This window comes from Pseudomonas lactis (assembly GCF_001439845.1).
Classification (GTDB): domain Bacteria; phylum Pseudomonadota; class Gammaproteobacteria; order Pseudomonadales; family Pseudomonadaceae; genus Aquipseudomonas; species Aquipseudomonas lactis.
Genome location: NZ_JYLO01000014.1, coordinates 191,112 through 200,671, shown reverse-complemented (window position 1 = coordinate 200,671; position 9,560 = coordinate 191,112). Strand labels below are relative to the sequence as shown.

Here is a 9,560-nt window from a genome sequence, read left to right as displayed (position 1 = left end):
ATGGTCACTTACTGGCAGGCGGTCAAGGCCTGGCTGTGCAAGACGCTCAACTGCGAGCACTGCATGGGTTGCCCAAAGGCGCCTGAGGGTATCGAGCGGCGTAAACAGTAATCCGCGCCACGTTTTCACAACCGCCGTTTCGTGGCGCGAGGTAATGACCAATGGCGAAGATGACTATCAGCCTTGCTGTCACCTTTGCTTGGTGGGTGGCCCCATACATCAGCGCGGTCGAATTGTTCGGCGATCTTACGGGCCTCACCCCTGATTACGAAAAGGTCGTCAGCACCGCAATGCGCGGAATTAGAATTAAAATGGTTGACAATCAATGACCACATCAAAACCGCGAATTCAGATTCAGGCCGGTAAGGTCGTGTCAACTGATAGTTTGTCTAACATGGTGGCCAACATCGGCACCAACCGAGATAAGCGCACCCACAACGTATTCGGCTTTGAGTTCGTCAATCAGATCGAGCTTGAGGCGGCGTATCAGTCGAACTGGATTGCCCGCCGTATCGTGGACAAGCCGAACGAGGACGCACTGCGTGAGTGGCGCACGTTCAATGGCAAGCAGGCCAAGGACATCGCGAACGAAGAGCGGCGTCTTGGTGTTCAGCAGGCCTACCTTGATACGTGCTGCTGGGCTGACCTATACGGGGGCGCCGCGCTGTTGATGGTGACCGGGGAAGACCTGAGCGAGCCCCTCGACCTGAAGAAGATAGGCAAGGGCGACCTGAAGAACCTGGTAGTCCTCGACCGTTGGGATATCCAGCCAACCGAATTCAACCTGACCGACCCGCTCAAGCCGAACTGGATGCTCCCCGAGTTCTACATGATGGTGAATGGCGAGCAGCGTATTCACTACAGCCACATCATTCGACGCACCGGGGCTCGCCTGCCGCGCCGCATGCGCATGTTCGAGCAAGGCTGGGGTGACAGTCGCCTACGTCGCTGTATGTCTGACCTGCGTGACGTGGTGGCTACAAAGGGCGGCATTGCCTCCCTGGTACTGGAAGCCAACGTCGACACGGTCAGCGTTAAGGGTCTGCAAACCGCTCTTGCCAGTGCTCAGTGCGACAAGATCACCGAGCGCTACCGCCTGTTCGGCATGATGAAGTCCCTGGTGAACCTGGGGCTGCTGGATGCTGACAACGAGACCTACGAGCGCAACAGCATCTCGTTCTCCGGCCTCAGCCAGATCATGGAGCAATTCATGGTGTGGACTGCCGGTGCAGCTGAGATGCCTGTGACCGAGCTATGGGGTCAATCGGCCTCAGGCTTAAGCGCCACAGGCGAAGGCGACCGCAAGACCTACGAAGGCACCATCAAGGGCAAGCAAGACGGCCAGATGCGTCTCGACCTTGAGGCGCTCGACCAGGTGCTGATCCGTTCTGCCCTGGGCGATTACCCAAAAGATCTTGAATTCGAATGGAAGCCTCTATCCCTGCCTACAGGGACTGAACAGGCCCAGGAGGATCTGGCGGACGCCCAGGCCGACGCGCTGAGCATTGAATCCCGCGTCATTCGCCCGAGCCATGCCATGCGCCGCGTTCAGTCGAAAGGCACGTACGCCATCACCGACGAACAGATCGCCGCCCAAGAACAGATCGAGAAGGATCAAGACAATGGAATCGGCGACGACGGCAAAGACCTCCCAGGCTTCGATCTTGGAGAAGCTGACGGCGACAAACCTGGCGATGATGGAGCAGCGGAAAAAGAAACCCCGCGCCCCTAAGCCTGTTCTGCCAAGCCAAGAGGCTGAGCGCTACTACAGCGGCCAGCTTCGAGGCATGGTTAGGCTGATGGCTGGTGAACTGATCAGGGCGCTCGAGCCTGAGCTGAAGCGCCTTAAGCGCGACTACATTGCCGACGCCAAGCCCACCTTGGACGGCTGGACTGACGACATCCTCGCAGCAATACGCGGGGTATCGCGCCGGTTCAGCTCATCCCTGTTCGAATCCCAGATCCAGCGGGTGGCGGCTAGCACTATCAGCCGAGCCGAAGCTGACAACGCCGAGGACTTCCGAAAGTCGGTCAATCAGGCAGTCGGTGTGGACTTCCAGCTAATCACCCTGCCCAAGGGTATGCAGGACTATCTGGAAGCCTCAACCGCTGAAAACGTAAACCTGATCAAGTCGATTCCCGACGAATACTTCAAAAACGTCGAGACGATCGTACTGGGCGGCATGAAGGACGGTCTCGCACCAACCGCCATCGCCAAGCAGATACAGGAACAGACCGGTGTCAGTGCAAGGCGGGCCAAGCTCATTGCTCGGGATCAGGTGTCGCAGCTCAACGCCGACTTGACCGAGAAGCGCCAGGCCGCCGCCGGTATCGAGTTCTACAAGTCTGAGGATGCTGGTGATCAGCGTGTATCCGGCGCTCCTGGTGGGAAGTATCCCAACGCCAAGATCAGTTGCTACGGCATCGCCCGGCAAGACATCGGCTACGGCCCTGGAATCTACAAGGTCGGCGTCGGCGCGTCATGGGGTGGCAAGACCGGATTGAAGCCGGGCAAGCATCACCCGCTCTGCCGCTGCATCGCCATCGCCATGATCCCCGGCGTGAACTACTTCCCCAAAGACGGGTAACCCAATGCAAAGAATGACCATCGATGAGGCCTTCAAGCCTACGTCGCGAACGCTCACGCCTGAAGGATTCCTTTGCGTGAAGGGCATCGCGGCCCGCACAGGGGTTTATCAGTACCTGTCGAGCGAGCTGGATCTGGACGGCCCCGAGCGAATCGTGAACGTCTACCGGTCGCCGGAAGAAGTGTTCAAGCCTGAGTCGATGGCTACCTACCTCGACAAGGACGTGACCAACGACCACCCGGACGACTTGGTCGACTCGACCACCTTCAAGGAAGTGTCGGTAGGTCATGTGCGCGGCGTTGAGCGTGACGGCGACAACCTGGTGGTGGACATGATCATCAAGGATCAGTCAGCCATCGACGACATCCAGTCCGGCAAGGCCGAACTATCCCCAGGCTACCTCGCTGAATACGTGGAAGCCCCCGGCGTAGACCCTGTATCAGGCACCGCCTACGAATACGAGCAGCGTGACATTCAAATCAATCACAACGCCGTTGTAGAAGCAGCACGGGCCGGAAAGGTCGCCCGTATTTTTGATCACAAACCGAAAGGTACTACCACTATGGCGACCCGGAAGCTTTTTCTGGACTCCAAAAAAACACGCTCCGTCGTGCTCGACGAAGACACAGCAGTCATTGTTGAGGACGCCTTCGCGGTACTGCAAAAGTTCGCTGACGAAGAGTCTGAGCGCGCAGACAAGGCCGAAGCCACCAAGGACTCGGCAGAGGAAGAGCTGGAAGAGGCCAAGAAGGAAACTTCCGACGCTGCTATCGGCCTGCGCGTGAAAGCAACCCTCGACACCATCGCACTGGCAGCCAAGGTCGTTAAGTCCTTCGACGCCAAAGGCCTGGTCTCCCCCCTGGAGATCAAGCGCGCCGCGATGGCCAAGCTCAAGCCGACTCGCGACTGGGCTTCCAAGTCCGAGGCCTACGTAACCGCCGCATTCGACGCTGCGGCTGACGAAGCTGAAGAGAAGAAAACCGAGGACGAAGACAACGATGACGACAAGTCGAAAGTCAACGACAGCCTCCGCCAGTTCGCCAAGGACGCAGCCGCGCGCGGCCTGAAGCCGACCCAAGACGGCACCGACGCCTACAACAAATTCCTGAGTGGTGGCAAATAATGGGCATTGCAATTGATACCTTCAGCCAGTACGCCGGCAAGGCCTACGAGGGCCAGATCAATGACCTGAGCATGGCGGATGTCACTACCGCAGTCGCCTCGGTCGCTATTCCATTCGCGCGCGCCGTGGTTTCCGCCACTGTCGACAAGCAAGGCGCACTGCCAGCCGCTGGTGCTGGTTTCTTCCTGGGCATCTCCGTACGCAAACCTGTCGGCGTGAGCGGCAGCTACATGACCGGCCAAGTCTCCGACAGCGGTAACGCAGTTGGCGGCTATCGCCTGAACGAAGAAGTCAGCCTGCTCAGCACTGGCCGTATCTGGGTCAAGACCCTGGCCGGTGCCACCAAGGGCGCCCAGGTCTACGCCGTGCCATTGACAGGCGAACTGACCAACGCCGCTACAGCAGGCAATCACCTTCTGCCTGGTTGCGTATTCAAGACCACCGCGGCGGCGGGTGAGTTGGCGCTGGTACAGGTCAAGTCCGACGTCACCACCACCATCGCCGCTTAAGGATCAGATCGAATGAAGACTTTCGACGCTTCCCCCCAGGCGCAACTGGGCTTCCTGTTGGGTCAACTGACCTACGTTGAACAGGAAGTCCTGCGCCAGCCGTACCCAGAAATCAAATACCCGTCGATCCTGACCGTGGACACCTCGGCGCCGGACTACACCGAGTCGATCGCCTTCAAGGTACTCGACTACAAGGGTGAGCCGGCACCAATCGGTGACGTTTCCCACGACTTCCCGCTGGCTGAAATCGCTGCCAAGGTAGGCGGTGTTGACGTGGTTCAGGCTGGCCTGGGCTACACCTACACCCAGATCGAAGTCGGCAAGGCCATGCAAATCGCCAACTCTGTCGGTTTCGGCGGTGCGATCAACCTGTTGGCCGAGAAGCCAATCGCAACCCGCACCCTGACCGAGCAGTGGTTGGACCGCGTGGCATTCGTTGGTGACGCTCGCTGGCCTTCGCTGACCACTGGCGGCCTGCTGAAGTATCCAGGTGTGCCAGTAGTTGCCACCGGCACTCTGCTGGGTGGCGCGAACAAGACCATCGCCCAGATCCTGGCCGGTGGTGGTGAGACGGCTGCAAACGAGATCCTGACCCTGCTGAACAACGCGATCCTGCGTGTTTACGCTACTCAGACCAACTCTATTTTCCGCCCGACACACATCCTGCTGCCGCTGGTTGAATACGGCCTGTTGACCACCTTCCGAATCCCGAACACCTCGGAAACGTTGGTCAGCTACCTCGAGCGTGTGCTGAACATCAAGATTGAGCCAATCCTGCTGGCGTCCACCGCCGGCGCTGGTGGCGGCAATCGCATGATGGTCTACACCAAGAACGCCCAGTTCGCCAAATTCCACCTCCCAATGCCTTACACGCTGAACGCGCCGATCCCGTCTCACGGCGGCCTGCGCTTCGAAGCCGCTGGCGTGGTGCGCACTGCTGGTACTGAGCTGCGTGTTCCGATGTCTCACCTGTACGTTGACGGCATCTAAGGAGGTCTCATGGCTCGCAAACAAGGCAAGGCAAACGAGACCTCTTCGTCGGAATCGACTGTCTGGACCAATATCAGCAAGAATCCCGTGGTCCTGGGCGATGGCAGCACTGTGGGGGCTGGTGAGCAAACCACCCCAGAGCAGGCTGAGTTCGCCGAGGGCTCCTTTTGGGAAGAGCATGGTGTGCTGGTCTCTGGCGCGCCGACTCTGACCGATGACGGTGCTGGTCAGATCGAAGTGTTGAGCGCCGAGATTGAAACCCTGCGCGCTCAACTGCTCAACGTCAGCGGCGAGAAGTCCGCGCTGCTGGCTGAAGTCGAAGAGCTGAAAAAGCAGATCCCTCATAAAGAGTGATCGGACCTATAGCCCCGCCCAGCGCGGGGCTGCTTCATTCTGGAGTCTGACCCGTGGCTGAACTGACCATTGAAGTGACGCCGGCGATCATTGCGGACTTCCGAGCGTTTTACCCTGAATTTTCGAATGTCACCGCCTGGCCTGATGCATCCATCACCCGGGCGCTGTACATCGCACGCGGCGAGTTTGGCGGCTGTGGCTGTGCTGGATGGGGGGATTACAAGCCCTACTCATTCCTCCAGCGCGGCTGGTTCGCTCTCGCAGCGCATTACCTGACCTGGAACAAGTTGGCAACCGATGCCACATCGGCAGACGGTAGCGCATCGACGCCCTACGCTCAGTCCAGCAAGAGCGTACGCGACGAGTCGGTGTCCTACGCCATTCCAGGCGCGAACGCCTCGCTTACGACCTGGGAAGCGGCCCTGGCGCTGACCCCGTACGGTGTCGAATACCTGCACCTGCGTTCCCGGGCTGGCATGGGAGCCATCTGCGTATGATCGAGCCAACCATAGGCCTGATCGGTACGCAGCAGGTCGAGGAAGCGCTTAAGCAGCTCGCCAAGCGACTCTCCGGCGAAACTCGTGTTCTTGCTGGCGTTCCCGAGGGGGCCGGCACCTATGAGGATGGTCTGACGCTGGCGACAATCGCAGCGGTGAACAACTTCGGTTCGGCTGATGGCCGCATCCCGGCCCGCCCAGTGCTTGAACCAGCAATTACCAAGGGTGCACCTCAGTACCAGCGCCTTGCCGAGGTGATGATCCCTAAAGTACTCAGCGGCGAAATGGCAATGACCACCCTGCTTGAGCAGATGGGCCAACTGGCCGAGGGTCACATCAAGCAGGAAATCACCGACATTGACAGCCCGCCCAACGCGCCGTCGACCATTGCCAAGAAGGGTTCTGACAGTCCGCTGATTGACACCGGCGCCTTCCGCCAGTCCATTCGTTACGTCATCGCCGAACAGGGCGACCAAATTGAAGAGGGCTTGTAATGGGCCTGAACATGCGCGGCCACGTCAGCGGGCCATTCATCACCCACAAGGGTGTGGTGCTCAACCGGTACTCAAGCGAGATAGTGGACTTTGAGCCTGTCTTGGCCATCACCTACACAGACGCGTTCGATGCAAACGTGCAGCCAGTCAGTGACAAGGAAATCGAATTCCTGAACATCGGTGCCGAGCGCATCAATGACGTTCGGGTGATCCACCGCAACGACGGTAAGGGTATCGAGGTTTCGACCCCTGGCAAGCTGGCCGATATCCTGGTGTTTGCAGAGACGCCCGACAAGCCTGCCACCTGGTGGAAATCCATCGCCACAGACTTCAGGCCCTGGCACAACTTCTGCCGCGCCGTGGTGGCCAAGCTTGACCCTGCCGAGATAGCCAGCCTGGAGGCGCATGCCGATGCTTGACTCCAAAGCGCTATCCAAGGCGGTATGCCGGATTGTCGTGGCTGTTACTGGCCTGCCGGCCGACAAGGTGATCCTTGCCGATAACAACACCGCTGCGCCATCTGGCAGTTATTGCGCGGTTCGGCTGCAGAACCCTGAGCAATTCGGCCAGGCGCTCAACTCGCAAACCAACGTGCCGGCCCAGGACGACCCTCAATACGAGGACATCATCGCCAAGGTGGCTACCCAGTTCACGCTGGGGTTCAGCATCAACTTCTACCGGGCGGGCGCCGTGATGTATGCCGCCGCCCTGTGTGAGGCGAACAAGCGAGAACCGGTGAAGGCCATCCTGCGCGCCGCGAAGCTTGGCTGGTCACGCGTGTCACCAATCAACAACCTGACCGGCCTATATCAGGCCGCCATGGAAGAGCGATCCCAGCTCACCCTCTACCTGTATGGCGAATCCATCGCAGAAGACCGCGTACAGCGGATCTACCGCGCCGGCTTCTCTGTGGAAACCGAACAATCTGGCGCCATCGCGCAAGGGGAAGTAAATGGCTTATCCGGCTGAAGACATCATCAACATCAACGTCCTGATCAACTCGGCCGGGCTTGGGACTTCCAACTTCGGCGCTGGCATGGTGTTTGCGGACTTCGATTCATCGAGTGATGCAACGTTCCTTGGTGGCACCTACCGGGACTACGGCACAGCGGCCCAGGTGGCGGCAGACTTCAACATCGCTTCCGACCCATACGCTGCCGCGCTTGCTTGGTTCTCTGCTATTCCCAAGCCGAAGACACTGAGAATCTACCTGCGCATTGAGGAAGACGCCCCGGTCGAGTCTTTTAATGACGCGATCAGCAAGGGCATCTGGTTCTACTGGTACGAGTTCGAAACCTCTATCCGTGCCGTGGATGCAGATGTTTTGGCCCTGGCGGCTGCTGGCGATGCCGCAAGCAAGTTCTTTGCCTTCACCACCAACCAGGCAGCCGTTCGAGACCCGTCTGTAACCACCGACATCGTCAGCAAGGCATTTGTGCAGGGCTCTCGCCGCATGCTCATTGTGAGCCATGCTACCGAGCCCTACGCCGGGTTTGAGCTGGCGGCTGTGTTCAGTCGCGTTAACTTCAATGCAGCCAACTCGACCATCACCGGCGAATTCAAAAAGCTGCCGGGGATCGACGCCGAAAGCCTGACGCCGACCGCCTACAGCACTATGAAGTCGAAGGGCGCAATCTTCTACACGGTGGTCGAAACCGGTGGCGAGAAGGACATGGGGCGAATCATCAACTCCAAAACCACCTCCACCTTCGGCGAGTACATCGACGATGTGTTCAACCTTGACGCCTTCGTCAACTTCGAGCGTGTGGCGCTGTACAACGCGCTAACCAGGGTTCCGACGAAGCTGCGTCAGACTCCGCCAGGACAGCAGGTGCTTCTCAATGCTGCATCCCAAGTTGGCGAGGTCTTCATCGATAACGGTTATCTGGGCGAGCGTTACTACACCGACGACCAAACCGGTGAGGAGAAACTGAGCCGAGGCTACGAGACGCTGACCAAGGCAGATGAAATCCTCCAGATTTCCGATGCTGAGCGCGCCAATCGTGACTCCGCCCCAATCCGCATGCGCATCTTCCGCGCTGGCGCTATCCATGCTGTCGACCTGACCGCCAACGTTGAATAAGGATCGCCCACATGTCTTTAGCTGATCTTTCTGTAGAAAACACCATTGTGGTCATCACTGGCGTCGGCGTGCTGGACGACTGGGGCCGTACCGACCCGCCGTTCACGATTGAGAACATCGATGACGTAGCGAACCTGAGTCGCGGCCTGGGTGGTAACGCTGTTCGGTTTCATCGCAAGAACCCCGGCCTGCGGCTCACGGTGAACTTCATGCCTGGCAGTCCTCAAGCACTCGCAATGCAGGCCCAGGTAACGGCCCGGGCTGAAATCTCAGGTTCTTATGCCTCAATCTCCGGCCTTGAGGGTAGCGTGTTCTCTGAAGGCGTTATTACTCGCGGAAAGTCCATGGCTCGCGGCGGTCCAGGCATGAATGACGCCACCTTCGTGATCGAGTTCAACAAGGGCAATATCGTATGAGCCAGGCTGAATCCTATATCCGCACCATTGAGCATGACGGTGTGACCTATCGCTTCGGTATGCCAAGCGCAGAGAAACAGCGGGCGGTTCTGTTCCGCCTGGGCAAGTACGGTGTAGAGCCAATGATCAAGGGCCTGGCCCTGGCCGAGCTTGGCAGCGCGTCCTCGTTCATCGTTGCCGGCGGCATCGTCGGCTCTATGCTCTCGCGCATGCCGGAGGATGACTTCAACTTCGTCTGCGACTCTATGCTGGGCAAGCTATTCAAGGAAGGCAGCCAAACGCCGCTGACCATGGAAGACTTTTCCGGCCGTCTGAAGACCTACTTCACGATCGTTGTGCTGGCTCTCGGGAATGCCTTCGAGGATTTTTCCGGACTCCTGACCCCCTTCCAGAAATCTACCGCTTCAGCCGAGGCGCCGGATTCGAGTCAGGAGAGCGCCTAAACCCGGCTGTCGATTGGGAGCTGTGGCGCCCTTGCGTTGGTATACCCGGGCTTTGTCCGCCGC

General features: G+C 58.9%; 14 protein-coding genes. All 14 read left to right on the top strand.

Annotated elements, in window-relative coordinates; genetic code table 11:
• The first annotated feature begins 161 nt into the window (after positions 1-161).
• From TX24_RS31955 to TX24_RS24070, 14 genes are read left to right on the top strand one after another with little or no spacing between them, the layout of a single operon-like run.
• A complete protein-coding gene (locus TX24_RS31955; RefSeq protein WP_157255568.1) occupies positions 162-329 on the top strand; it encodes a hypothetical protein in 168 nt (55 codons plus the stop codon).
• Positions 330-370: 41 nt separating this feature from the next.
• Positions 371-1,732 (top strand): DUF1073 domain-containing protein, encoded by a 1,362-nt coding sequence (locus TX24_RS24130; RefSeq protein WP_157255567.1) that lies wholly within the window; start codon positions 371-373, stop codon positions 1,730-1,732.
• The gene (locus TX24_RS24125; protein WP_244175918.1) at positions 1,665-2,588 is read left to right on the top strand and encodes a phage head morphogenesis protein; all 924 of its coding nucleotides are present in this window, start codon (positions 1,665-1,667) and stop codon (positions 2,586-2,588) included. The genes TX24_RS24130 and TX24_RS24125 overlap by 68 nt, the downstream gene beginning before the upstream one ends.
• A 4-nt stretch (positions 2,589-2,592) precedes the next feature.
• Positions 2,593-3,711 (top strand): DUF2213 domain-containing protein, encoded by a 1,119-nt coding sequence (locus TX24_RS24120; protein WP_082628867.1) that lies wholly within the window; start codon positions 2,593-2,595, stop codon positions 3,709-3,711.
• The gene (locus tag TX24_RS24115; protein ID WP_057711434.1) at positions 3,711-4,220 is read left to right on the top strand and encodes a structural cement protein Gp24; all 510 of its coding nucleotides are present in this window, start codon (positions 3,711-3,713) and stop codon (positions 4,218-4,220) included. Before TX24_RS24120 ends, TX24_RS24115 begins: the two co-directional genes overlap by 1 nt.
• A gap of 12 nt (positions 4,221-4,232) precedes the next feature.
• A complete protein-coding gene (locus TX24_RS24110; RefSeq protein WP_057711433.1) occupies positions 4,233-5,210 on the top strand; it encodes a major capsid family protein in 978 nt (325 codons plus the stop codon).
• 9 nt (positions 5,211-5,219) lie between these two features.
• Positions 5,220-5,564, top strand: coding sequence for a hypothetical protein (locus TX24_RS24105; RefSeq protein ID WP_057711432.1), 345 nt, complete (start codon positions 5,220-5,222; stop codon positions 5,562-5,564).
• Between the two features lie 53 nt (positions 5,565-5,617).
• A complete protein-coding gene (locus tag TX24_RS24100; protein ID WP_057711431.1) occupies positions 5,618-6,061 on the top strand; it encodes a DUF4054 domain-containing protein in 444 nt (147 codons plus the stop codon).
• The gene (locus tag TX24_RS24095; protein WP_057711428.1) at positions 6,058-6,555 is read left to right on the top strand and encodes a hypothetical protein; all 498 of its coding nucleotides are present in this window, start codon (positions 6,058-6,060) and stop codon (positions 6,553-6,555) included. Before TX24_RS24100 ends, TX24_RS24095 begins: the two co-directional genes overlap by 4 nt.
• Positions 6,555-6,974 (top strand): hypothetical protein, encoded by a 420-nt coding sequence (locus TX24_RS24090; RefSeq protein WP_057711425.1) that lies wholly within the window; start codon positions 6,555-6,557, stop codon positions 6,972-6,974. The genes TX24_RS24095 and TX24_RS24090 overlap by 1 nt, the downstream gene beginning before the upstream one ends.
• Positions 6,967-7,524 (top strand): phage neck terminator protein, encoded by a 558-nt coding sequence (locus TX24_RS24085; protein WP_057711423.1) that lies wholly within the window; start codon positions 6,967-6,969, stop codon positions 7,522-7,524. Before TX24_RS24090 ends, TX24_RS24085 begins: the two co-directional genes overlap by 8 nt.
• On the top strand, positions 7,508-8,638 hold the full coding sequence (locus tag TX24_RS24080; RefSeq protein WP_057711421.1) for a DUF3383 family protein: 1,131 nt from the start codon (positions 7,508-7,510) through the stop codon (positions 8,636-8,638). Before TX24_RS24085 ends, TX24_RS24080 begins: the two co-directional genes overlap by 17 nt.
• An 11-nt stretch (positions 8,639-8,649) precedes the next feature.
• Positions 8,650-9,054: a hypothetical protein gene (locus TX24_RS24075; protein WP_044274820.1), complete on the top strand. Its 405-nt coding sequence runs from the start codon at positions 8,650-8,652 to the stop codon at positions 9,052-9,054.
• Positions 9,051-9,497, top strand: a complete 447-nt coding sequence (locus TX24_RS24070) for a phage tail assembly chaperone (protein WP_044274818.1) — start codon at positions 9,051-9,053, stop codon at positions 9,495-9,497. Before TX24_RS24075 ends, TX24_RS24070 begins: the two co-directional genes overlap by 4 nt.
• Positions 9,498-9,560: the final 63 nt, after the last annotated feature.